The 22,558-nt window shown below is 63.7% G+C and carries 21 protein-coding genes; 10 read left to right on the top strand and 11 right to left on the bottom strand.

Features of this window, described 5'->3' with window-relative positions; translation table 11 throughout:
- Positions 1-197: 197 nt before the first annotated feature.
- The 6 genes from rbfA to ACFFP0_RS30205 all read left to right on the top strand — a co-directional run bounded on the left by rbfA (position 198) and on the right by ACFFP0_RS30205 (position 7,181).
- Complete coding sequence (gene rbfA, locus ACFFP0_RS30230; RefSeq protein ID WP_377265936.1) at positions 198-605, top strand: 30S ribosome-binding factor RbfA; 408 nt, start codon at positions 198-200, stop codon at positions 603-605.
- A gap of 16 nt (positions 606-621) precedes the next feature.
- On the top strand, positions 622-1,551 hold the full coding sequence (truB, locus tag ACFFP0_RS30225) for a tRNA pseudouridine(55) synthase TruB (RefSeq protein ID WP_377265935.1): 930 nt from the start codon (positions 622-624) through the stop codon (positions 1,549-1,551).
- A gap of 159 nt (positions 1,552-1,710) precedes the next feature.
- On the top strand, positions 1,711-3,075 hold the full coding sequence (locus ACFFP0_RS30220) for an FAD-binding protein (RefSeq protein ID WP_377265934.1): 1,365 nt from the start codon (positions 1,711-1,713) through the stop codon (positions 3,073-3,075).
- Between the two features lie 208 nt (positions 3,076-3,283).
- Positions 3,284-3,553 carry a 30S ribosomal protein S15 gene (gene rpsO / locus ACFFP0_RS30215; protein ID WP_377265933.1) on the top strand — a complete coding sequence of 90 codons (270 nt, stop codon included), beginning with the start codon at positions 3,284-3,286 and terminating at the stop codon, positions 3,551-3,553.
- Between the two features lie 335 nt (positions 3,554-3,888).
- Positions 3,889-6,039: a polyribonucleotide nucleotidyltransferase gene (pnp, locus tag ACFFP0_RS30210; protein ID WP_377265932.1), complete on the top strand. Its 2,151-nt coding sequence runs from the start codon at positions 3,889-3,891 to the stop codon at positions 6,037-6,039.
- A 134-nt stretch (positions 6,040-6,173) separates the two neighbouring features.
- Positions 6,174-7,181, top strand: a complete 1,008-nt coding sequence (locus ACFFP0_RS30205) for a class I SAM-dependent methyltransferase (protein WP_377265931.1) — start codon at positions 6,174-6,176, stop codon at positions 7,179-7,181.
- A gap of 3 nt (positions 7,182-7,184) precedes the next feature.
- Here the strand turns inward: ACFFP0_RS30205 and ACFFP0_RS30200 are convergent, their stop codons facing one another.
- From ACFFP0_RS30200 to fabA, 5 genes are all read right to left on the bottom strand, one after another.
- Positions 7,185-7,580 (bottom strand): type II toxin-antitoxin system HicB family antitoxin, encoded by a 396-nt coding sequence (locus tag ACFFP0_RS30200; protein ID WP_377265930.1) that lies wholly within the window; start codon positions 7,578-7,580, stop codon positions 7,185-7,187.
- Positions 7,581-7,589: 9 nt separating this feature from the next.
- Positions 7,590-7,772 (bottom strand): type II toxin-antitoxin system HicA family toxin, encoded by a 183-nt coding sequence (locus ACFFP0_RS30195; protein WP_377265929.1) that lies wholly within the window; start codon positions 7,770-7,772, stop codon positions 7,590-7,592.
- Positions 7,773-7,885: 113 nt separating this feature from the next.
- Positions 7,886-8,692 (bottom strand): enoyl-ACP reductase FabI, encoded by an 807-nt coding sequence (gene fabI, locus ACFFP0_RS30190; protein ID WP_377265928.1) that lies wholly within the window; start codon positions 8,690-8,692, stop codon positions 7,886-7,888.
- A gap of 4 nt (positions 8,693-8,696) precedes the next feature.
- Positions 8,697-9,920, bottom strand: coding sequence for a beta-ketoacyl-ACP synthase I (fabB, locus tag ACFFP0_RS30185; protein WP_377265927.1), 1,224 nt, complete (start codon positions 9,918-9,920; stop codon positions 8,697-8,699).
- 44 nt (positions 9,921-9,964) lie between these two features.
- Positions 9,965-10,480, bottom strand: a complete 516-nt coding sequence (fabA, locus tag ACFFP0_RS30180; RefSeq protein ID WP_377265926.1) for a 3-hydroxyacyl-[acyl-carrier-protein] dehydratase FabA — start codon at positions 10,478-10,480, stop codon at positions 9,965-9,967.
- Between the two features lie 318 nt (positions 10,481-10,798).
- On the opposite strand from fabA, the gene irrA reads away from it, so the two are divergent.
- Positions 10,799-11,215 (top strand): iron response transcriptional regulator IrrA, encoded by a 417-nt coding sequence (gene irrA / locus ACFFP0_RS30175; RefSeq protein ID WP_377265925.1) that lies wholly within the window; start codon positions 10,799-10,801, stop codon positions 11,213-11,215.
- A 10-nt stretch (positions 11,216-11,225) separates the two neighbouring features.
- Here the strand turns inward: irrA and ACFFP0_RS30170 are convergent, their stop codons facing one another.
- Positions 11,226-11,882: a trimeric intracellular cation channel family protein gene (locus ACFFP0_RS30170; protein WP_377265924.1), complete on the bottom strand. Its 657-nt coding sequence runs from the start codon at positions 11,880-11,882 to the stop codon at positions 11,226-11,228.
- Positions 11,883-12,122: 240 nt separating this feature from the next.
- Here ACFFP0_RS30170 and ACFFP0_RS30165 point away from each other — a divergent pair, with 240 nt between their 5' ends.
- On the top strand, positions 12,123-12,596 hold the full coding sequence (locus tag ACFFP0_RS30165) for a hypothetical protein (protein WP_377265923.1): 474 nt from the start codon (positions 12,123-12,125) through the stop codon (positions 12,594-12,596).
- Here the strand turns inward: ACFFP0_RS30165 and ACFFP0_RS30160 are convergent, their stop codons facing one another.
- From ACFFP0_RS30160 to ACFFP0_RS30145, 4 genes are all read right to left on the bottom strand, one after another.
- Positions 12,597-13,385, bottom strand: a complete 789-nt coding sequence (locus tag ACFFP0_RS30160) for a YdcF family protein (protein WP_377265922.1) — start codon at positions 13,383-13,385, stop codon at positions 12,597-12,599.
- Between the two features lie 21 nt (positions 13,386-13,406).
- The gene (locus tag ACFFP0_RS30155) at positions 13,407-14,126 is read right to left on the bottom strand and encodes a YoaK family protein (protein WP_377265921.1); all 720 of its coding nucleotides are present in this window, start codon (positions 14,124-14,126) and stop codon (positions 13,407-13,409) included.
- Positions 14,127-14,241: 115 nt separating this feature from the next.
- Positions 14,242-15,447 (bottom strand): TIGR03862 family flavoprotein, encoded by a 1,206-nt coding sequence (locus tag ACFFP0_RS30150; RefSeq protein ID WP_377265920.1) that lies wholly within the window; start codon positions 15,445-15,447, stop codon positions 14,242-14,244.
- A gap of 19 nt (positions 15,448-15,466) precedes the next feature.
- A complete protein-coding gene (locus tag ACFFP0_RS30145) occupies positions 15,467-19,093 on the bottom strand; it encodes a hydantoinase B/oxoprolinase family protein (RefSeq protein ID WP_377265919.1) in 3,627 nt (1,208 codons plus the stop codon).
- Between the two features lie 188 nt (positions 19,094-19,281).
- Between ACFFP0_RS30145 and ACFFP0_RS30140 the strand changes: the two genes are divergently transcribed.
- Positions 19,282-19,803 (top strand): winged helix DNA-binding protein, encoded by a 522-nt coding sequence (locus tag ACFFP0_RS30140; RefSeq protein ID WP_377265918.1) that lies wholly within the window; start codon positions 19,282-19,284, stop codon positions 19,801-19,803.
- Here ACFFP0_RS30140 and ACFFP0_RS30135 read toward each other — a convergent pair.
- Positions 19,800-20,624, bottom strand: coding sequence for a hormone-sensitive lipase (locus tag ACFFP0_RS30135; RefSeq protein WP_377265917.1), 825 nt, complete (start codon positions 20,622-20,624; stop codon positions 19,800-19,802). The genes ACFFP0_RS30140 and ACFFP0_RS30135 overlap by 4 nt on opposite strands.
- A 209-nt stretch (positions 20,625-20,833) precedes the next feature.
- Between ACFFP0_RS30135 and ACFFP0_RS30130 the strand changes: the two genes are divergently transcribed.
- Positions 20,834-22,459: an AMP-binding protein gene (locus tag ACFFP0_RS30130; protein ID WP_377265916.1), complete on the top strand. Its 1,626-nt coding sequence runs from the start codon at positions 20,834-20,836 to the stop codon at positions 22,457-22,459.
- Positions 22,460-22,558: the final 99 nt, after the last annotated feature.

The following is a 22,558-nucleotide window of genomic DNA, read 5'->3' as shown; positions in this document are numbered from 1 at the left end:
GTGATATGACATCCATCCCTGCGATCAGCGCTGTCCCGAAAAACGCGATTGAGGCCTCCTTTGCCGGGCAGGCGTGTTAACATAATGTACGGTTCGCGCCTTGACCTTTGGCCGCGTCTCAGTCATTTGGACCGCCTTTGCTTGATGCGGCGCCCGGTCGGGACGAACCCCGGCGGCGTTCTATAAAGAGAAACAAGATGACCAAGGCTACCTCCTCGGCGCCCTCCCAGCGCATGCTTCGCGTTGGCGAACAGGTTCGCGCCGCCATAACCCAGGTCCTGCAGCGCGGCGAAGTGCGCGACGACCTGATCGAAAAGACCGTGATCTCGGTGTCCGAAGTGCGCATGTCGCCGGACCTGAAGGTCGCCACGGCCTATGTGACCCCGCTTGGGCTTCCGGATCACGCGGCGGTCATCGAGGCTTTGAACCGCCATGCGAAATTCATCCGCGGTCGTCTCGGCGGCCAGCTCCGGCAGATGAAATACATGCCGGAAGTGCGTTTCCGCGACGATACGAGCTTCGACAACTACAAGAAGATCGACGATCTCCTGCGCTCGCCCGAAGTCCAGCGTGACCTCGATGGCGACGGCGAAGACGAAAAGTAATCAATCAAGAGCAAGCATGTCCAAACCACGCAAACCCAAGGGCCGGCCGGTTTCCGGCTGGCTGATCCTCGACAAGCCGGTGGATTTCGGCTCGACCGAGGCCGTCTCCAAGATCAAGTGGCTGTTCAACGCCCAGAAGGCGGGTCACGCCGGCACGCTCGATCCGCTTGCCTCCGGCATGCTGCCGATCGCGCTCGGCGATGCGACGAAGACGGTCCCCTATGTGATGGATGGCCGCAAGATTTACGAATTCGCCGTCACCTGGGGTGAGGAGCGCACGACCGACGACCTCGAAGGCGAAGTGACCGTCACGTCCGACAAACGCCCGGGCGAACAGGATATCCGCGACCTGCTGCCGAAATATACCGGCACGATCACCCAGGTGCCGCCGCAGTTCTCGGCGATCAAGATCGCCGGCGAACGCGCCTATGATCTCGCCCGCGACGGCGAGACGGTCGAGATTCCTTCGCGGGAAGTGGAGATATTCCGTCTGACGCTGCTCGGTGTCACGGCCGACAAGGCGCATTTCGAGGTGGAATGCGGCAAGGGCACCTATGTGCGGGCGCTGGCGCGCGATTTCGGCCGCGACCTCGGCTGCTACGGCCATATTTCCGAGCTTCGCCGCACGTTCGTGGCGCCGTTCGCCGAGGATCGCATGGTGCCGCTCGCCGATCTCGTGGCGCTGGAGCAGATCGAGGACCGCGACGAGCGGCTTGCCGCGCTCGATGAATTCCTCATCGACACGGCCGAGGCGCTCTCGAACCTTCCGCATCTGCCGGTTACCGACGACCAGGCGCACCGGCTGAAGATGGGCAACCCCGTGATCCTGCGCGGCCGTGACGCCCCGGTGGCGCAGGCCGAAGCCTATGCGACATCCCGCGGCAAGCTGATCGCCATCGGCGAGATCGGCCAGGGAGAGTTCCGCCCGAAGCGGGTCTTCGGCTGAGCTGGATGCGGACCTGGAGATCGCGGCGCAAGCCGCCCGCGGTCATCCATTCGGCCCATTTGCCGTTTAAGCCGGCTCTCCGGTGCTGTCGTGAACCCCGACCGGGGACGACGGGGTTGCGCCGATGCCTTTGTCGGCCTCGATACGGAGGAGGAGCGCATGGCTGTCGACAAACGTGCGCCGCGGGATGCCGATCTTGCCGTCTCCGGCATGCTCAGCCGCGATCCGCATGATCTTGCCGAGGCGATGGATGATTTCGGCCATATCGTCCGGAAGCGCCCGCAGGCGGTCTTCAGGGCCGCATCGTCCGCCGATATCGCCGGACTCGTGCAGTGGGCCGCGGCCCGGGGCCTGAGGATCGCGGCCCGTGGGCAGGGCCACTCGGTCTACGGGCGTGCGATGTCCGACGGTGGAATCGTCCTCGATATGCGGCCGCTCGGCGCTGTTCACGACGTTCGGCCGGATCGCATGGTCGTCGATGCCGGGGTGACATGGAGCACTGTCCTCGACAGGGCATTGGCCCATGGGCTCACGCCGCCGGTGCTCACGAACTATCTCGAACTGTCCGTGGGCGGCACGCTTGCCGTCGGTGGCATCGGCGGGACGACGTTTCGCCATGGCATGCAGACGGACAATGTCCTCGCGCTGAATGTGGTGACGGGCGACGGCCGTGAATTGGCGTGTTCCGCAGAGGTGAATTCCGATCTTTTCGACGCCGTCCGCGCGGGACTGGGTCAAAGCGGGATCATCACGCAGGCCACGTTGCGTCTGATGCGCGCTCCCGGACGCGTCCGCCGGTTTCATCTGTTCTATGCCAACTTGCCGTCCTTGGCCGCCGATCAGCGGATCGCGCTTGCGGATGGCCGTTTCGACCACCTGCAAGGCGCAATCCTGCCCGACGGCAACGGTGGCTGGAAATATCAGCTCGAAGGCGTGGTGTTCTACGACGGCCATGCTGCTCCGGAGAACAAGGCCGTTCTTGCCGGCCTGTCGGATCGGCGCGGCGGGGCGGATATCTCCGACCTGACCTATGCCGAGGATGTCCGGGCGTTCTCGCGTCTCGAAAACCTGCTGCGGTCCAATGGGCAATGGTTCCATCCGCATCCCTGGCTGCTCACGTTCCTTCCCGGCTCCAGTGCGGAGGACATCGCCAGCGACATTCTGGACGGATTGACCAACGTGGATGTCGGTCCCTTCGGGCGGATCACCTTCTATCCCCTGCTCGCCGGGGCGCTGCGCACGCCTTTGCTCCGGCTGCCGGACGAGGACGTCGTCTTCCCGTTCAATCTGGTCCGCATCCCCGCGTCGGACGATGCTCTCGGCGCAGGGCGGCTGGTTGCCGGCAATCGCCTGCTCTACGACCGTATTCGCAGCGCGGGGGGATGCCTCTACCCGGTCAGCGCCTTTCCGATGTCGCAGGACGACTGGAAAAGTCATTTCGGGCCGAAGTGGTCGTTTCTGCATGAAGCCAGGCGACGCTACGATCCGCCCGGCACGCTCGCTCCCGGCTATGAACTGTTCTGACCGTCGCCGATGCGCCGCCGGCAAGGTGAGCCGGAGACCGTGCTCTGCGAGGCCAGAATATCGGCTCTTCCAATCCGGACCCGAATGGTTTATAGGCACCGCCAGCATGAAGGCCGCCAGAGGCGCCCCTTTTGCTTTTCATGGCCAAGGCTGGACGACATCCCGGCTTTTGGCGTCCCTACTCCTCTTCAACAGAAAGGATCGTCCGATGTCGATCACTGCCGAGCGCAAGGCTGCGCTGATCAAGGAATACGCCACCTCCGAGGGCGACACCGGTTCCCCGGAAGTACAGGTTGCGATCCTGACGGAGCGCATCAACAACCTGACCGAACACTTCAAGGACCACAAGAAGGACAACCATTCCCGCCGTGGTCTTCTGACGCTGGTTTCGAGCCGCCGCTCGCTTCTTGACTATCTCAAGAAGAAGGACGAAGCGCGTTACATCAAGCTGATCGCCGGCCTGGGCATTCGCCGCTAAGAAATCCTCCGGCGGGCCTGGAAACAGTGCCCGCCGGATGCCTTTTCGGGCCTTGCCCGATGAAATGCTCAAGCCGCGCACCAGATTGACGCGGCATGAGAGACGACGACGGACCCGGATGGGCCGGATCTGTCAGCCAACCGTTGACCTGTCATGGGGCAGGATTGCCGGATGCTTTCGGCCGAAGCCCTCGGGGCTTTGGCCAGGTTTCTCTTCCGGGGAAGCCGCCGATGAAAAGCCTCCCGTTGTCTTGCCCATGATGCGTCACAGATCGCGGTCGATCATGCGCTGCGCCGGATGTGGGCGATGCGTATGCCCCCGTATAAGGACAAGACATGTTCAATACTCACTCTGTCGAAATCGAATGGGCCGGCCGCCCGCTGAAGCTGGAAACGGGCAAGGTCGCCCGCCAGGCTGACGGCGCCGTCATCGCCACCTATGGCGAGACCGTGGTTCTTGCCACCGTCGTTTCCGCCAAGGCGCCGAAGCCGGGCCAGGATTTCTTCCCCCTCACGGTCAACTACCAGGAAAAGACCTATGCCGCCGGCAAGATCCCGGGCGGCTATTTCAAGCGCGAAGGCCGTCCGAGCGAAAACGAAACCCTCGTTTCCCGCCTGATCGACCGGCCGATCCGCCCACTCTTCCCGGAAGGCTACAAGAACGACACGCAGGTCGTCGTCACCGTCCTGCAGCATGACCTGGAAAATAATCCGGACGTCCTGTCGATGGTCGCCACGTCGGCAGCCCTGACGCTCTCCGGCGTTCCCTTCATGGGCCCGGTCGGCGGCGCCCGCGTCGGTTACATCAACGGCGAATACGTGCTCAACCCGCATCTCGACGAGATGGACGAGTCGAGCCTCGATCTCGTCGTGGCCGGCACCCAGGACGCCGTGCTGATGGTCGAATCCGAAGCCAAGGAACTCGCCGAGGACGTCATGCTCGGCGCCGTCATGTTCGGCCATCGCGGTTTCCAGCCGGTGATCGACGCGATCATCAAGCTTGCCGAAGTCGCCGCCAAGGAGCCGCGCGAATTCGAACCGGAAGACTTCTCCGCTCTTGAAACCGAGATGCTCGGGCTTGCCGAGGCAGAGCTGCGCGAAGCCTACAAGATCATCCAGAAGGCCGATCGTTACGCCGCCGTCGATGCCGTGAAGGCCAGGGTCAAGGCTCACTTCCTGCCGGAAGAGGGCGAAGCCAGGTACACGGCCGAGGAAATCGGCGCCGTCTTCAAGCACCTGCAGGCCAAGATCGTCCGCTGGAACATTCTCGACACCAAGAGCCGCATCGACGGCCGCGATCTTGAAACGGTCCGCCCGATCGTCGCTGAAGTCGGCATCCTGCCGCGCACCCACGGTTCGGCCCTGTTCACCCGTGGCGAAACCCAGGCGCTGGTTGTCGCCACGCTCGGCACCGGCGAAGACGAGCAGTATGTCGACAGCCTGACCGGCATGTACAAGGAGCAGTTCATGCTCCACTACAACTTCCCGCCCTTCTCGGTCGGCGAAACCGGCCGCATGGGCTCTCCGGGCCGCCGCGAGATCGGCCACGGCAAGCTCGCATGGCGCGCCATCCATCCGATGCTGCCGGGCCAGGAGCAGTTCCCCTACACGCTGCGCGTCGTTTCCGAAATCACCGAGTCCAACGGTTCGTCCTCGATGGCGACCGTCTGCGGCACCTCGCTGGCGCTGATGGATGCCGGTGTTCCGCTGGCGAAGCCGGTTGCCGGCATCGCCATGGGCCTGATCCTGGAAGGCGACCGCTTTGCGGTTCTTTCCGATATCCTGGGTGACGAAGATCATCTCGGCGACATGGACTTCAAGGTCGCCGGCACCGCCGACGGCATCACCTCGCTGCAGATGGACATCAAGATCGCCGGCATCACGGAAGAGATCATGCGTGTCGCGCTGAGCCAGGCGCAGGGTGGCCGCAAGCACATCCTCGGCGAAATGGCGAACGCGATCACCGAAAGCCGCGGCCAGCTCGGCGAGTTCGCGCCGCGCATCGAAGTGATGAACATCCCGGTCGACAAGATCCGCGAAGTTATCGGTTCGGGCGGCAAGGTCATCCGCGAGATCGTCGAGAAGACCGGCGCCAAGATCAACATCGAGGACGACGGCACCGTCAAGATCGCTTCCTCCTCCGCCAAGGAGATCGAAGCGGCCCGCAAGTGGATTCACTCGATCGTCGCAGAGCCGGAAGTCGGTCAGGTCTACGAAGGTACGGTCGTCAAGACCGCTGACTTCGGTGCCTTTGTCAACTTCTTCGGCGCCCGCGACGGCCTCGTGCACATCTCGCAGCTCGCCGCCGACCGTGTTGCCAAGACGACCGACGTCGTCAAGGAAGGCGACAAGGTCTGGGTCAAGCTCATGGGCTTCGACGAGCGCGGCAAGGTTCGCCTGTCGATGAAGGTCGTCGACCAGGCCACCGGCCAGGAAATTCCGCAGGAAAAGAAAGAGAAGAAGTCCGACGGCGAAGCCGCCGAGTAAGCTTCCCTCTCCTTGACCAATAACGAGGCGCGGAAGTCTTTCCGCGCCTTTTTCTGTATCGGAGCGAAGCGCTCCCGAGACCGGCTCGAAGAGCGAGCCGGTGGATGACCCAGAGGACGACCCAGAGGACGACAATGAACCGCGACGCCCTGAAGACCCTTTTCTATCCTTTCGTCACGGAAGCGGTTCCGCTGCCCGCTGCGGGCGAGCGCGTGCTTTTCCTCGGCGCCGAGGGCGGCAACGTCCTGCCGGACGGCTTTGAAGGCGAGATCACGTCCGTGCAGCCCTTCCGGCCGCTGTTCCGCGGCCTGCGCGAGGGGGCGCTTCCGGATGCCGAGGGCGCGGACTACGACTTCGCGCTGGTTCTGTGCGGCAAGCATCGCGGCGAGAACGAGGATCGCGTGGCCGAGGCGCTGGAGCGCGTCAGGGCAGGCGGCATCGTCGTCATCGCCGGTGGCAAGGAGGACGGCATCCAGCCGCTCCGCAACACGCTTCTGAAGCTCGGCCTGCAGATCGACTACACGCCGAAATATCACGGCGTGGCCATCTGGTTCGCCCGGCCGCAGGATGCCGGGGCGGCGATCAAGGCATTGAAGAAGTCGACGGTGCTGGTGGACGGCCGTTTCGAGGCCGCGCCGGGGGTCTTCTCCCATGACCGGGTCGATGCCGGATCGGAGCTGCTTGCCGGTCGCCTGCCTTCGGATTTCGACGGCAATGCCGCCGATTTCGGTGCCGGATGGGGTTATCTCTCCGTGATGCTGGCGGAAAGCTCGCCGCGCGTGAACCGTATCGACCTCTATGAAGCCGACCACCGGGCCCTGGAATTCGCCAGACGGAATCTCGCCCGCAATTGCCCCGGCCTGGATGCCCGTTTCCATTGGCATGATCTCGGCGGCGAGCCGGTGAAGGACAAATACGATCTCGTGGTCATGAATCCGCCCTTCCATGAGGCGCAGGCGGCCGATCCGGAGATCGGCAAGGCGATGATCCGCGGCGCGGCATCGGCGCTCAAGAATGGCGGCCGGCTGCTGCTGGTCGCCAACCGCGGCCTGCCCTATGAGCCGGTCCTGGCGGAAGGGTTCCGCGAGCATGGTGAAACCTGCCGCAATGCGCGTTATAAGGTTCTGTGGGCGCGGAAATAGGATTTAGGCTGCTTCGATTTCCTTGCGGGCAGCACTCGCGAGGAAGGCGGAGCGTGTGAGGCCGCGTCCCCTTGCGGCCGCGTCTATCGCATCCAGCATTCCCTTTTCGAACGTGACGTTGGCGCGCACGACCCTGGTATCATCTTCGATGAATGGGATGCGGGCCAGGAACGCACCCTTCGCAAGCTCCGCACGGATTTCCGCGCGGGCCATGAGGTCGCCGTAGGAGAATGGCTCGGGCAGGGCCGCGTCTTCGGCCCAAAGCCGAAGTGCTTCAATCGCATTGGCGGTCAGATCCTCTTCCACATCCGCCGCAGAAAAGACCGAGGGCAGGTCCGGGAAGCTGATCCCAAAGGCGCTGTCATTATCCTTGTGGACGAGAGCCATGAAGTATTTCACCGGTTCACCTCAAATCCATCCGGCCTGCTTGGCAATCGCAGGCGCGGTGCCAATCGGCAAATCCTTCTTCGGGTGCGGAACGATGATCGTTTGCGCACCCCTGCGAAGCTTGTGGTGAGATCCTCTTGCAGAAATCAATTCAAAGCCTTCGCGTTTCAAGCGGGCGATGATTTTATGGCTATTACGCTCCATCGCCACCCCGCTCCCTAACCGCGAAGATAGATGATCCTGCTTGAGGAAACAAGGAAATGCGCATTATGATGTGTATTTTTGGTGACGGAAAACGTGACTTTCGTCATTGGAAATCACTCCGCATCCGCCTTGCGCAGCCGGTCCAGCGTCGGCAGCGACGTGATGCTGTAGCCGGCATCGACGTAGTGGACCTCGCCGGTCACGCCGCGGGAAAGATCGGACAGGAGATAGAGGGCCGAACCGCCGATATCCTCGATGGTGGCGGTCCGCCGCAACGGCGAATTCTTCTGGTTCCAGGAATAGATCGCGCGGGCATCGGAAATGCCGGCGCCTGCGAGCGTCCGCACCGGTCCCGCGGAGATCGCGTTGACGCGGATGTCGCGCGGGCCGTAGTCGGCGGCGAGGTAGCGGACGGAAGCCTCCAGCGCCGCCTTGGCCACACCCATAACGTTGTAGTTGGGGATGACGCGCTGGGAGCCGTTGTAGGTCAGCGTCAGCATGGAGCCGCCATCGGTCATCAGCTCGGCGGCGCGCTTGGCGATTTCCGTGAAGGAGAAGCAGGAGATCACCATGGTGCGGCTGAAGTTTTCACGCGTCGTATCGGCGTAGAGGCCCTTCAGCTCGTTCTTGTCGGAAAAGCCGATCGCATGCACGACGAAATCGAGCGCGCCCCAGCGTTCCCGGATGGCCGCGAATGCGGCATCGACCGAGGCGATGTCCTCGACATCGCAGGGGACGATGAAATCGGAGCCGAGCTCCTCGGCGAGCGGCTTGACGCGTTTGCCGAGAGCCTCCCCCTGGTAGGTGAAGGCGAGTTCCGCGCCCTGGGCGGCGATGGCCTTGGATATGCCCCAGGCGATCGAGTGATTGTTGGCGACCCCCATGATCAGGCCGCGTTTCCCCTGCATGAATCCCGTCATGGAATTATCCGTTGTAACGCTGGAAGACGAGCGTGGCGTTGGTGCCGCCGAACCCGAAGGAATTGGAAAGAGCGATATCGATCTTGGCGTCGTCGATGCGTTTGCGCACGATCGGCACGCCCTCGAATTCCGGGTCCAGGGTTTCGATATGGGCGCTCTCGCCGATGAAGCGCTCCTGCATCATCAGAAGGCTGTAGATCGATTCCTGCACGCCGGCGCCGCCCAGCGAATGGCCGGTGAGCGACTTGGTCGACTGGACATGCGGAATCCTGTCCCCGAACACTTCGCGGATCGCGCCGATCTCCTTCGAATCGCCGACCGGGGTCGAGGTGCCGTGGGTGTTGATGTAGTCCACCTCGCCCTTCACCGTCGCAAGCGCCTGGCGCATGCAGCGCACCGCGCCCTCGCCGGAAGGCGCGACCATGTCGTAACCGTCCGAGGTGGCGCCGTAACCCGTGAGTTCGGCATAGATCTTCGCGCCGCGCGCCTTGGCATGCTCCAGTTCTTCCAGAACCAGAACGCCGGCGCCGCCGGCGATGACGAAACCGTCGCGGTCGACGTCATAGGCACGCGAGGCCTTTTCCGGCTGGTTGTTGAATTTGGTCGTCATGGCGCCCATGGCGTCGAAAAGGTTCGACATGGTCCAGTCGAGGTCCTCGTGGCCGCCGGCGAACATGACGTCCTGCTTGCCCCACTGGATCATCTCGGCGGCATTGCCGATGCAATGGGCCGAGGTGGAGCAGGCGGACGAGATCGAGTAGTTCACGCCATGGATCTTGAACCAGGTGGCGAGCGTCGCGGATGCCGTGGACGACATGGCCTTCGGCACCGCGAACGGGCCGATGCGCTTCGGGCTGTTGTTCTTGATCGTGATTTCGGCGGCCTCGATCAGCGTGCGCGTGGAAGGTCCGCCCGAGCCCATGATGATGCCGGTGCGTTCGTTCTGGCTATAGTCTTTTTCTTCCAGGCCGGAATCGGCGATCGCCTGCTTCATGGCGACGTGGTTCCAGGCGCCGCCCTGGGAGAGGAAGCGCATCGCCCGGCGATCGACGAGGTCGGTCGGGTCGAGCGTCGGTCTGCCCCAGACCTGGCATCTGAAGCCGTGCTCGGCAAAATCGGGGGAGAATGAAATGCCGGATTTTGCTTGACGCAAGGATTCGGTGACTTCGGCGGCATCGCTTCCGATCGAGGATACGATACCAAGACCCGTGACAACTACCCGTCTCATCTGATCAAACCTTTGTTGTTTTCGTCAGCCGCCTGAATGCGGTTTCAGGCCGTCTTGTCTTTCGACAGACCCACGCGAAGGTCGGTCGCCTGATATATGGTTTCTCCGTCCGCCTTCAGCCAGCCGTCGGCCGTGCCGAGCACCAGGCGGCCGCGCATGACGCGCTTGAAGTCGATGCCGTACTCGATAAGCTTGGTGTGCGGGCGGACCATGCCCTTGAACTTCACTTCGCCGGTTGAAAGCGCCATGCCGCGGCCCTCTTCACCGAGCCAGCCCAGGAAGAAGCCGGTCAATTGCCACATGCCGTCGAGGCCGAGGCAGCCCGGCATGATCGGGTTGCCCTCGAAATGGCAGGGAAAGTACCAGTCCTCGGGGCGCACGTCGTATTCCGCGCGGATATAGCCCTTGTCGAAGGTGCCGCCCGTTTCCGAGATATCCGTGATGCGGTGAACCATCAGCATGGGCGGCAGGGGCAATTGCGCATTGCCAGGCCCGAAAAGTTCGCCATGTGCGCAGGTTAGGATTTCTTCGTAAGAGAAGCTGGACTGTCTGGGTGCCATAAATTTCCGTTCCCCCCGTTGAACCTTCGACCTTTTGTTTCAGAACCACTATTGCAAGATCGCTCGAAATTGAAGCGTGACGATGACCGTGCGCTCCGCTCTGGGGAAAGCTGCCAAGCGCTGGAACATTCGTCTGTTCAGGTCCGCATATAGGAAGCTATGGGCGCAAACCAGAGGCTTGTGAAGGAAATAACGCGTTTTTGGCCAAGTCCCGGTCCGTATCCTCCGGAAACTATTGAAAGTGCTGACCGTAAAAGTTATATCGGAAAGTCAAGATACCTGACATGCGGGTGAACGGCAGGAGCTGACGGGCAAAATATGGCAGAAGCCATTACGGACATCGAGACGAGACTGCGCTTTTGCGGTCTGCGGCCGACGAGGCAGCGCGTAGCGCTCGCCGACCTCCTGTTCGCAAAGGGCGACCGCCACCTGACCGTCGAGGAGCTGCACGAAGAGGCGACGACCGCGGGTGTCCCCGTCTCGCTGGCAACCGTCTACAACACGCTGCACCAGTTCACCGAGGCCGGGCTCATTCGTGTCCTGGCGGTCGAAAGCACCAAGACCTATTTCGACACCAACATCTCCGATCACCACCACTTCTTCGTGGAAGGCCGCAACGAGGTGCTCGATATCCCGGTCAGCAATCTGGAGATCGGCAATCTCCCGCAGGCGCCGGAAGGCATGGAAATCGCCCATGTCGACGTGATCATCCGGCTTCGCGAAAAGAAAGCCTGACACGGCCGGTTTATTTCCTGTTTCTGCTGCCTTTGATCGCCTCGTCGGGATGACGGCCGGGGCGAGGCCTGTAACGCGGCAGCGTCCAGCCGTAATGGATGGCGCCGCCGCGCAGCGCGAAGGCGACGATGACGCCGAAGCCCGAGCTGACCTGCAGCGGCAGGTCGAGCGCGTGGGCGGCGGTGAAGCCGCCGGCGCCGGCAAGGGCCGCGGTAATGTAGATTTCCGGCCGGAGCAACACCGAAGGTTCGTTGGCAAGCAGGTCGCGCAGGATGCCCCCGAAGGCGGCGGTCAGCGTGCCGGCGACGATGGCGATCGTCGGCGAGTCCGTCGCGGCGAGGCCTTTTGCCGCGCCCAGCACGCTGTAGGCGGCAAGCCCGACCGCATCGAGCCATATCAGCAGGCGGTAGCGCCATTCCACGCGATGCGCCGTGCAGAAGACGAATATGCCGGCGGTCACGCAGATCAGGATATAGGTCGGGTCGAGCACCCAGAAGACCGGGGTCCGGCCAAGGATGATATCGCGAAGCGTGCCGCCTCCAAGCCCGGTGACGGCCGCCAGAAAGAGGAAGCCGATCAGGTCGAGTTCCTTGCGGGAGGCGGCGAGCGCACCCGTCGCCGCAAACACCGCGATGCCGGCATAGTCGAGAATCGTCAGCAAGGACATGCAAATCCCCAGCGTCCCCGGAACATCCGTGCGCGCAGCTGGACGCACGGGAAATGCTCCCGATCATTGAAACCACGCAATGCCGCTTTCCGACGATCGATCCCGATCTCGATTCCGGGCTGATGCCGTCGCCGCGATCCAGCGTCGCGCAAGCGCAAGCCTGTATCATAACCGCCGGTGATCGCGCCCGTCATCTGCGGGCAGGCGCCGTGAACAGATGAATTTGCGGAAGGTGGTGCCGTGAAGAAGCTCCTGATCGTATTCGTCCAGGCAATGGCGCTGATCCTGGTTCCGGCCCTGTCCCTTGCGCAGCAGGAGCTCGTCAGCGATCCGGAGATCTACGAGAAGGACCATTTCCGGGCCGAGTGCAAGATCGCCCAGTTCGAGCCGGACTTCATCAAGCGGTTCGACATCAACAATGACGGCATCGTCGACCTGGTGTCGGACCACAGCAAGCTGGTCTGCGACGGCAACAGGGGACCGGCCTGCAACAACGACGGTTGCCCCTACAATTTCTACATCCAGGCCAAGGAAGGCGGTTACATCATGATCGCCACCGCGCAGATATACGGCTACGACTTCGTCAAGTATTTCGGCAACATGGTCTTCGTGCTGAAGATGCACCCCCGCTATTGCGACCGCACCGACGCGGTGCCCTGCGAAATGCGCGTGCGCGTGCGCGGCGGCCGCTTCGTCACGATCTCGAAGCAATAATCATCCCGGAAAGATGTCGCCGATCCGCCCGGCAAGGTAATAGGCCGTCAGGCTCATCCATTCCCGCGCGGCGGTCGTGGTCAGCTGCGCGTTGAGCGAGGGCTGGGTGAAATCCGGCGAAAGGGCGGCGATGCCGCTCGTCCGATAGTCCACCGGCCAAGGCGTGACCTCGATCCCCGCCTTGCGGAACAGGCCGATCGAGCGCGGCATGTGGTAGGCGGACGTGATCAGCAGGCAGTTTTCCAGCCCCCGGCTCTTCAGGAGTTCGGCCGTGTTGAGCGCGTTCTCATAGGTCGTGCGGGAGCTGTTTTCCTTCACGAGCCGGTCGGCCGGAATGCCGAAGGCGGAAAACAGGCGTTCCGATGTCTCGGCCTCTCCTTCATATCCGCCGCTGATCGAGCCGTCGCCGCCGGAAATGAGTATGCGGGCCTCCGGGTGGTTGCGCGCAAGCCGCATCGCCTCCACGAAACGGTCGGCCGCCTGGTTGAGCTCGAAGCCGCCGCGCGCGGTGTTGATTTCATTGTCGAGCGCGCCGCCGAGCACGATCATGCAGGAAAGATGGTCGGGCTCCTGCGCGGGTTTCGGAAAGCGTGCCTCCAGGACCTGCAGCGCGACCGCTCCCGTCGTGGTGAACAGCGTGACGAACAGCGTCAGGGCCGCGGCAAGTGCTGCAAACCCGCAGGATCTTCGCCACCCGGCAAAGCACAGGAGGGCCGCTATTGCCGCGAGGAGAAACGCGGCGGAGAGCGGTTGGGCGAAGACCCAGAACAGTTTTGAAAGCAGGAACATCCGGTCTTCTGATAATAAGGGTCAGGCGCGGCGCCTGGCCGGGTTTGCCGGCTGCTGGTGAAAGTGCAGATGCAGGGGGCGCGGCAGGAAGATGGTCACGAAGGCCAGGGAGACGACCGCCAGCACGACCACCCAGAGGGCGCCGTTGCCCATGTATTTTGTCACGAACGCTCCGGCCACCGCGCCGCAGGCCATTCCCGTCCAGGGAACGGTCTGGATGACCCACCCCGCCGGATTGCGGTCTCCCACGATCCAGCGGCCGATTCCCCGGCCGAAACGCGAGAGGGCGCCGGTGATATAGGTCAGGCCGATCGGCAGGCCCTCGATATGTTCCACGGTGGCATTGATCATGCCCATGGCCAGAATGACCAGATAGAACTGCACGCGCGGATATTCCGTTTCCGGCAGGCTTGCGGCCAGTGCAAGCGTCACGGCCACGCCGGAAAGGACCACGAAGGTCCTGAGCGCCGAAAGCGTATGTGCAAGCACGATCCCGAGCGCGTTGCCGATGACGAAGACCCAGAGGGCGAAATACAGAATCAGCGCATGGGTGTAATCGCCACCGGCGAAGGAAAGGGCGGCACGCGTCGTATTGCCGGTCATGAAAGAGACGAAGTCGCCGGAAAGAAGCAGGCCCACGGCGTCGGTCATGCCCGCGACGAAGGAGATTGCCGCGACGAGCGCGAGGCCTGTGACAGTCCGTCTTCTTCTGATGATGTAGCGTCGTCTTTCTCTGGTCATGGAGGCCCCTTCCGCCTCGAAAATCCGCAGCGATCACGTCGGGATGGCATCGATCCGACTTGATCGCCGAAAAGTAGAAAAAAAATGGCAAATCCGCCCTGCCGCGCCGGCCCGGTCATGCACGAAGCCAGGCTTCGATACCCTTTGCGGCGGCGCGGCCCGTGGCGAAACAGGCAGTCAGCAGATAACCACCCGTTGGGGCCTCCCAATCAAGCATTTCTCCTGCGACAAAAAGCCCCGGCAGGCATTTCAGCATGTAGTTTCCGTCGAGACCGGCCCAGCTCACGCCGCCGGCCGACGAAATGGCTTCCGCGATCGGGCGCGTATGAAGAAGGGGGATGGGCAGGGCTTTGATCAGCGCCGCCAGTTCACCGGGGCTCATGCGGTTGGAGCCGGGCGCGAGTTCCCGCAGCAATGCGGCTTTCACGCCTTCGAGACCGGCTCCCTTGCGCAGCCGGTTGGAGAAGCTTGCCTTGGCGTCCTGCCGGGCGAGATCGCGGCCGATGCGTTCGGCGTTTCGGCCCGGCATCAGGTCGACCACGAGCGCGGCATGGCCATGCTCTGCGAGCCTGTTCCTCAACGCGGCGGAATGGGCATAGACGAGGCTTCCCTCGATCCCGTGTTTTGAGATCACGAATTCGCCCTGGAATGTGCCCGCATCCGACGTCGTCGTCACCGACTTCAGCGGCGCGCCGGCGAAGCGTTCGCGAAACGTGGCGCTCCAGGCGGTGTCGAAACCGCAATTGGACGGCTGGAAATCGGTGATCTCCACGCCCTTTGCCCTGAGCTGCGGCACCCAGGCGGCGTCAGAGCCGAGCCGCGGCCAGCTCGCGCCGCCGAGCGCCAGCAGGGCGGCATCCGGCCGGATGAGCAGATCGCCTTCGGGCGTCGTCAACCGATGGCCGTCGCCGTCAAGTCCCGTCCAGCGATGGCGCGTCTTCAGCGTCACGCCCTGTGCCTCCAGCCGGCGCAGCCAGGCGCGCAGCAGCGGCGAGGCCTTCATGACCTTGGGAAAGACGCGGCCCGACGTGCCGATGAAGGTTTCGGCGCCGAGGCCGGCCGCCCAATCCCGCACGTCCTGGGGCGTAAAGGCATCGAGCGCCGGCTGCAGCCGCGGAAGGGCCGCGCCGAAACGTTCCCCGAACCTGGCGAAGTCCTCGGAATGCGTGATGTTGAGCCCGGACTTGCCGGCCAGCAGGAATTTCCGCCCGAAGGTCGGCATGGCCTCGTAGACGGTCACCGAATGACCCGCGGCGGAAAGCACTTCCGCCGCCATGAGCCCCGCCGGCCCGCCGCCGATGATCGCAACTTGCTTCGTCATGATCTCCGGTTACGGCAGATCACTTCGCTTTGCCATAGCCTCCTGCGGTCGGCGTGATGACGGTCACCGCTTCGCCCGGCCCGATCACCGTCTGGGAGCAGCCGCCGAGTTCCTCGAAGCTGCCGTCGAGACGGCGCACCGTCGTCCGGCCCATCTCGCCCGCCTCGCCGCCGGCAAGACCATGCGGCCGGATCGTCCGGTGCGAGGAGAGGATGGCGCAATCCATCTTCTCCAGGAAACGGATCGTCCGCTTCGTGCCGCTGCCGGACGAGAATTTCCCCCTGCCGCCGGAATTGTCGCGGATGTGGAAGTCTTCGAGCAATACCGGATAGCGGGTTTCGAGGATTTCCGGGTCGGTAAGGCGGGAATTCGTCATGTGGACATGCACGGCGTCCGTGCCGTCAAAACCCCTGCCGTCGTTGAAAACGCCCGCCGGCGAGCCGGAGCACAGCGTTTCGTAATACTGGTAGGTGGCGTTGCCGAAGGTCAGGTTGTTCATCGTTCCCTGGCTCGCGGCCATGGCGCCGAGCGCGCCGAACAGCGCGTTGGTCACATGCTGGCTGGTCTCCACGTTGCCCGCGACAACAGCGGCCGGATATTGCGGCTTCAGCATCGAGCCTTCCGGCACGACGATCCGGATCGGCCTGAGGCAGCCGGCATTCATCGGGATCGAGCTTTCGACCATGACGCGGAAGACGTAGAGCACGGCGGCGCGGGTCACCGGTTCCGGTGCGTTGAAATTGTTTCTCCTCTGCGGGCTGGTGCCGGTGAAATCGACGGTCGCCTCGCGCCTGGCCTTGTCGATGGTGATCTTCACCCGGATCACGCTACCCTGGTCGGTCGCATAGGAGAATTCCGCGTCGCTGAGCTTCGCAAGAACGCGGCGGACGCTTTCCTCCGCATTGTCCTGCACATGCCCCATATAGGCCTGCACCACGGGAAGCCCGAACTGCGCGATCATCTTGCGCATCTCGTGCACGCCCTTTTCATTGGCGGCGATCTGCGCGCGCAGGTCGGCGACGTTCTGGGCGACGTTGCGGGCCGGGTAGGGGTGGTCGGACAGGAGCCTGGTGATGCCTGCTTCGTCGAACCGTCCGCGGTCGACCAGGAGCACGTTATCGAACAGCACGCCTTCCTCGTCGACCGTCGTCGCAAGCGGCGTCATCGAACCCGGCGCGGTGCCGCCGACATCCGCATGGTGGCCGCGCGAGGCGACGTAGAACAATATCTTCTGGCCGGTCTCGTCGAAAACCGGGGTCACGACGGTGATGTCCGGCAGATGCGTACCGCCGTTATAGGGCGCGTTCAGCGCGAAGACGTCGCCGGGGCGGATCTTGCCCTTGTTCCGGGCGATGACGCTTTCGACCGAACGGTCCATCGAGCCGAGATGCACCGGCATGTGCGGGGCATTCGCCACCAGCGCGCCGTTCTCGTCGAAGACGGCGCAGGAGAAGTCCAGCCGCTCCTTGATGTTGACCGAGGACGCGGTGTTCTGCAGCGTCACGCCCATCTGTTCGGCGATCGACATGAAGAGGTTGTTGAACACTTCGAGCAGGACCGGGTCGGCCTCGGTGCCGATTGGTTTGGCGCGCGAAAGCTCGGCGACGCGCTTCAGCACGACGTGGTTCAATCCCGTGATCTCGAAAGCCCAGCCCTCTTCCACGACGATCGTCTGATGCGGTTCGACGATCAGGCAGGGGCCGTTCGCCCTTGCCCCCGGCCGGATGTCGGCGCGGCGATAGACCGGCGCTTCGCGCCATGCGCCGCCGGAGAAGAATTTCGTCTCTTCGGCGGCATCCGGCGCGGCGCTGTCGAGCGCCGATTGCGGTTCCACCGGGTTCGCGCCGCCGCCGACCGCCTCGACCTCGTAGGCTTCGAAGATGATCTCGCGGTTTTCGAAGATGAAGCCGAACTGCTTCCTGTGCGCGGTCTCGAAAGCGGCCGTCATCCCGGCCGCGTCGCCGAGCGTGACCGGCAAGGTCGTATCCGTGCCCTGGTAGCGCAGGTGGGCGCGATGCAGGACACCCGTCTCGGCCCCGGAAACGCCCTGGGAGGCCATTTCCCCGACAACGCTGGAGGTGAGCTCGTCACGGGTCGGGCCGAGCGAAGCTAGCGCTTTTGAAAGCCCCTGCGACACGGTGCGCTGTCGGGTGGCGCGGATATCGGCAAGCCCCATGCCGTAGGCGGAAAGAATGCCCGAGAACGGGTGGATCAGAACGGTCGAGATGCCGAGCGCATCGGCCGTCAGGCAGGCGTGCTGGCCGCCGGCGCCGCCGAAGCAGGTGAGTACGTAATGCGTGACGTCGTAACCGCGCTGGACGCTGATCTTCTTGACCGCGTTCGCCATGTTCTCGACGGCGATGGCGAGGAAGCCGTCCGCCACCTCTTCGGGCGACCGGCCGTCGCCGATCACCCTGGCCATGTCTTCGAAGGCCGTGCGCACCGCATCCGCATCGAGCGGCTGGTCGCGGTCCGGTCCGAAGATCGCCGGGAAAAGTCCTGGCGAGAGCTTGCCCAGCATGACATTCGCATCGGTGACGGTCAGCGGGCCGCCGCGACGGTATGCCTTCGGGCCGGGATTGGCGCCGGCCGAATCCGGGCCGACGCGGAAACGGCCGTTCTCGAAATGCAGGATCGAGCCGCCGCCGGCCGCAACCGTGTGGATCGACATCATCGGCGCGCGCATGCGCACGCCGGCGACTTCCGTCTCGAACGAACGCTCCAGCTCGCCGTCGTAATGCGAGACGTCGGTGGAGGTGCCGCCCATGTCGAAGCCGATCATCCGGTCGAAGCCCGCAAGCCGCGAGGTCTCCACGGCGCCGACCACGCCGCCGGCGGGGCCGGACAGGATCGCGTCCTTGCCCTGGAACAGCCGCGCGGCGGTAAGCCCGCCGGAGGACTGCATGAACATCAGCTGCGCACCCTGGCCGTCGGCGGCGTCGAGCCCGGTGCCGAGTTCGCCCGCCACCTGCTCCACGTAGCGGCGCAGGATCGGCGAGAGATAGGCGTCGACCACCGTCGTGTCGCCGCGGCCGACCAGCTTGATCAGCGGTGAAACCTCGTGGCTGACGGAGATCTGGGTGAAGCCGATGGCGCGGGCGATCCCGGCGACGGTCCGTTCGTGGGCGGGGAAACGGTAGGCATGCATGAAGACGATCGCGAGGGCGCGGAAGCCGGCGTCGAACTGCGCCTGAAGCTCCCCGCGGATGGCTTTCTCGTCCGGCGCGGCCTCGACGGTGCCGTCGGCGCGCACGCGTTCGTCCACCTCGACGACGGCGCTGTAGAGCAGTTCCGGCTTGACGATCTGCTTCGCGAAGATGTCGGCGCGGGCCTGGTAGCCGATCGCCAGCGCATCGCGGAAGCCGCGCGTGGTGACGAGCAGGGTGCGTTCGCCCTTCCGCTCCAGGAGCGCATTGGTGGCGACCGTCGTTCCCATCTTCACGGCGCCGATGGCATCGGCCGGGATCGGGGCGCCTTTCGGTATGCCGAGAAGCTCGCGGATGCCCTGCACCGCCGCATCGCGATATGCCTCGGGATTTTCGGACAGCACCTTGTGGGCCGTGAGCGTTCCATCCGGTTTCCGTCCGACGATATCGGTGAACGTGCCGCCGCGATCGATCCAGAAATCCCACCTGTTGTCGGCCATATCCCGCCTCTCCTTGGAACCAGAGTTGCGACACGGGAACATTTTGTCGATAAAACGTCAATTATTTAATTGTAAAAGCGCGGCTTCATCCGGCATTTCGGCTGCCGCCGTTCTGGACGCTTCCGGGAAGATGTGATTTGAGAGGGCGGAAAATAAGCGCTGCAGCGTCTTCGACAGGAGAAAACCCGATGTCGTCGGACAAGAACGAATTCGGCCCCATCGTTTCCTCCGGGCATCTGGCGAGCGGAGCCTTGCCGGCGCTGTCGGAGATAGAGTTCGGCATGATCATGCTGAACCACGCGTTCAATCGCTGGATGGTTCGCTGCATGGCGGCGGTCGGCGTGTCCGATCTCTCCCCCGTCGACATCCTCGTGCTGCACAACATCAACAGCCGCAACAAGCCGAAGACGCTGGCCGACATCGCGCTCGTCCTCAACATCGAGGATACCCATGTCGTGACCTATGCGCTGAAGAAACTGGAACGATTGAAGCTGATCAAGTCCGGCCGGCGCGGCAAGGAAAAGCTCGTCATGGCGACGGAGGCCGGCGCCGACGCCTGCGCGCGCTACAAGGCGATGCGCGAGAGCCTCCTGGTGCGTTCGGTGCTGGCCACCGAAGTATCGGCGGAATCGCTCTCGGAAGTCGCAGCCCGCCTGCGGGCGCTTTCCGGCCATTACGACCAGGCCGCGCGCGCCGCCGCTTCTCTTTAGGCGAAAAGAGCCTTCATCAGCGGATGGGTCGGGTCCGCCATCCCGTCGAGCACGTTGAAATGGTGCTTGTCCGGCTCCTCGACGGCCTCCGTCTCCGCGCCCAGTCCTTTCCAGATGCTGGCAAGAAGTGCGTTCTGGCGGATGAACTCCGCCCGTTCGCCGGCTCCCGCCCAGCAGGTCACCCGGGCGCCGGGCAGCGGCTCCAGCAGCGCCGGGCTCTCCTCGTAGGCTTCCTCCCGGTCGATGCGCATCCTTGCGTTCGAGGAGAGGTTGATGAGCGGCCTGAGATCGTGCAGGCCGGAAAGCGAGACGGTATTGGCGATGCGGCCGCGCACCGCCTCCGGCAAGGGTGACGTCGCGGAGATCATCCGCGTCACCAGATGCCCGCCCGCCGAGTGACCGATCAGCCGGACAGGCCCGTCGATCGCGCCGGCTGCCGCTTCGACCGCCTTGCCGATCTCGACGGTGATGCCGGCGATGCGGTTTTCGGGAGCGAGCGTATAGGAGGGCATGGCGACCGCATAACCGCGCGCCACGGCGCCCTGCGCGTAATGCGACCAGTAGCCGTTGTCGAGGCCGATCCAGAAGCCGCCGTGCACGAAGACGACGAGGCCTTCCGGCGTGTCCTCCGGCAGGAAGAGATCGAACCGGTTGCGAGGCCTTTCGCCATAGGCGAGGCCGAGTTTCGCACGGCCAGCCGCGGCCAGCTCTTCCCGATACCGCCGCGCGGGCTCGACCCAGGCTGCCGGCCAGCGGTCGCCCTGGGGAATATTGATGCCGTTGGCATAGGCGTTGTCCCAGTCGCTGATCCGGTGGCGCATCGTCTTTTCTCTCCTTGGGCGCGGTTGTGCAGGCCCGGGCCGCATACTGGCATCGCCGTCGCCGGCATGGAAGCCGGTTTGGGCTTCCATGCCGGCCATCCGGCGAATTATTACAAACTTAAAATTTCTCTCTTGCAACCCGGGAGCAGCGGTGTAATTCTGAATAAAAGGCAAAAAGCCGCATCGATAAGAAATTGGGGAATTGAGAAATGCTGGGACCGTCAGGCCATCAGGATACGTTTGCCCGCGACAATCTTCCGCCGCCGGACCTGTGGCCGGATATCGGGCTCAAGGACTTCGATTACCCGGAATGGATGAACGCGGCGGTTGAACTGACCGACCGCATGGTGGATCGCGGCTTCGGCGATCATACCGCCCTTATCGGAAACGGTCGCCGCCGCACCTACAAGGAACTTTCCGACTGGACGAACCGCATCGCCCGGGCGCTGACCGAGGATTACGGCCTGAAGCCCGGCAATCGCGTGCTGATCCGTTCTGCCAACAATCCGGCCATGGTCGCCTGCTGGCTGGCGGCGACGAAGGCGGGCGCGGTGGTCGTCAACACCATGCCGATGCTGCGCGCCGGCGAACTGGCGAAGATCATCGACAAGGCCGAAATCTCCATGGCGCTCTGTGATACGCGCCTGATGGACGAACTGGTCGCAACCGCCAAGGAAAGCCGGTTCCTGATCCAGGTCATCGGCTTCGACGGCACGGCCAATCACGATGCCGAGCTCGATCGCGCCGCGCTCGACAAGCCCGTGCGTTACGATGCGGTGAAGACCGGTCGCGACGACGTGGCCCTGCTCGGGTTCACGTCCGGTTCCACCGGGATACCGAAGGCGACCATGCACTTTCATCGCGATATCCTCATCATCGCCGATGCCTATGCAAGGGAAGTGCTGGGCGTGACGCCGGAGGACATATTCGTCGGTTCCCCTCCGCTCGCCTTCACCTTCGGCCTCGGGGGGCTTGCGGTCTTCCCGCTGCGCTTCGGCGCGGCCGCGACGCTTCTCGAACAGGCGACGCCGCCGAAAATGGTCGAGATCATCGAGACCTACAAGGCGACGATCAGTTTCACTGCGCCCACCGCCTATCGCGCCATGCTGGCCGCGATGGATGCGGGCGCCGACCTGTCCTCGCTCCGCATCGCCGTTTCCGCCGGGGAGACCCTGCCGGGGCCTGTCTTCGAGGAGTGGGTGAGGAAGACCGGCAAGCCGATCCTCGACGGCATCGGCGCCACCGAGATGCTGCACATCTTCATCTCCAACCGCCTGGACGATCTGAAGCCCGCCTGCACCGGCAGGCCGCTCACCGGCTATGAGGCGATCGTCGTGGACGAGGACATGAAGGAAGTGCCGCGCGGCACGGTCGGCCGGCTGGCGGTCAAGGGACCGATCGGCTGTCGTTATCTCGCCGACGAGCGGCAGAAGGACTATGTCAGGAACGGCTGGAACCTGACGGGCGACAGCTTCGTGCAGGACGGGGAGGGCTACTTCCACTTCGCCGCCCGCTCCGACGACATGATCATTTCCGCCGGCTACAACATCGCCGGGCCGGAGGTGGAGGCGGCGCTCCTGAAGCATGACGCCGTATTGGAATGCGCCGTGGTCGGGGCGCCCGACGATGCACGCGGCACGATCGTCCAGGCGCATGTCGTGCTGGCAAAGGGCGTGGAGCCGAGCGCCGCGCTGGTGGAACTCCTGCAGAACCACGTCAAGGGCGTGATTGCGCCCTATAAATATCCGCGCTCGATCGTCTTCACCGACGCGCTGCCGAAAACCGAATCCGGCAAGATCCAGCGTTTCCGCCTGAAGCAGAAGCTTTCGGCCTGACCGTACTCGACGACGGTTGCATTTTGCCGCGCACGTAGAGTGGAAGTTTCCACGCAAATGTGGAAGACAAAGATGACCCGGCGGACATTCCATGTCCAC

It is taken from the genome of Neorhizobium puerariae, assembly GCF_042429745.1.
Lineage (GTDB): Bacteria > Pseudomonadota > Alphaproteobacteria > Rhizobiales > Rhizobiaceae > Neorhizobium > Neorhizobium puerariae.
This window is presented reverse-complemented; position numbering and strand designations above follow the sequence as displayed.

Excerpts from the sequence above, each read along its gene's own strand:
- rbfA (WP_377265936.1), top strand. The coding sequence starts at position 198 with ATGACCAAGGCTACCTCCTCGGCGCCCTCCCAGCGCATGCTTCGCGTT.
- truB (WP_377265935.1), top strand. The coding sequence starts at position 622 with ATGTCCAAACCACGCAAACCCAAGGGCCGGCCGGTTTCCGGCTGGCTG.
- ACFFP0_RS30220 (WP_377265934.1), top strand. The coding sequence starts at position 1,711 with ATGGCTGTCGACAAACGTGCGCCGCGGGATGCCGATCTTGCCGTCTCC.
- rpsO (WP_377265933.1), top strand. The coding sequence starts at position 3,284 with ATGTCGATCACTGCCGAGCGCAAGGCTGCGCTGATCAAGGAATACGCC.
- pnp (WP_377265932.1), top strand. The coding sequence starts at position 3,889 with ATGTTCAATACTCACTCTGTCGAAATCGAATGGGCCGGCCGCCCGCTG.
- ACFFP0_RS30205 (WP_377265931.1), top strand. The coding sequence starts at position 6,174 with ATGAACCGCGACGCCCTGAAGACCCTTTTCTATCCTTTCGTCACGGAA.
- ACFFP0_RS30195 (WP_377265929.1), bottom strand. The coding sequence starts at position 7,772 with ATGGAGCGTAATAGCCATAAAATCATCGCCCGCTTGAAACGCGAAGGC.
- fabI (WP_377265928.1), bottom strand. The coding sequence starts at position 8,692 with ATGACGGGATTCATGCAGGGGAAACGCGGCCTGATCATGGGGGTCGCC.
- fabB (WP_377265927.1), bottom strand. The coding sequence starts at position 9,920 with ATGAGACGGGTAGTTGTCACGGGTCTTGGTATCGTATCCTCGATCGGA.
- fabA (WP_377265926.1), bottom strand. The coding sequence starts at position 10,480 with ATGGCACCCAGACAGTCCAGCTTCTCTTACGAAGAAATCCTAACCTGC.
- irrA (WP_377265925.1), top strand. The coding sequence starts at position 10,799 with ATGGCAGAAGCCATTACGGACATCGAGACGAGACTGCGCTTTTGCGGT.
- ACFFP0_RS30170 (WP_377265924.1), bottom strand. The coding sequence starts at position 11,882 with ATGTCCTTGCTGACGATTCTCGACTATGCCGGCATCGCGGTGTTTGCG.
- ACFFP0_RS30160 (WP_377265922.1), bottom strand. The coding sequence starts at position 13,385 with ATGTTCCTGCTTTCAAAACTGTTCTGGGTCTTCGCCCAACCGCTCTCC.
- ACFFP0_RS30155 (WP_377265921.1), bottom strand. The coding sequence starts at position 14,126 with ATGACCAGAGAAAGACGACGCTACATCATCAGAAGAAGACGGACTGTC.
- ACFFP0_RS30150 (WP_377265920.1), bottom strand. The coding sequence starts at position 15,447 with ATGACGAAGCAAGTTGCGATCATCGGCGGCGGGCCGGCGGGGCTCATG.
- ACFFP0_RS30145 (WP_377265919.1), bottom strand. The coding sequence starts at position 19,093 with ATGGCCGACAACAGGTGGGATTTCTGGATCGATCGCGGCGGCACGTTC.
- ACFFP0_RS30140 (WP_377265918.1), top strand. The coding sequence starts at position 19,282 with ATGTCGTCGGACAAGAACGAATTCGGCCCCATCGTTTCCTCCGGGCAT.
- ACFFP0_RS30135 (WP_377265917.1), bottom strand. The coding sequence starts at position 20,624 with ATGCGCCACCGGATCAGCGACTGGGACAACGCCTATGCCAACGGCATC.
- ACFFP0_RS30130 (WP_377265916.1), top strand. The coding sequence starts at position 20,834 with ATGCTGGGACCGTCAGGCCATCAGGATACGTTTGCCCGCGACAATCTT.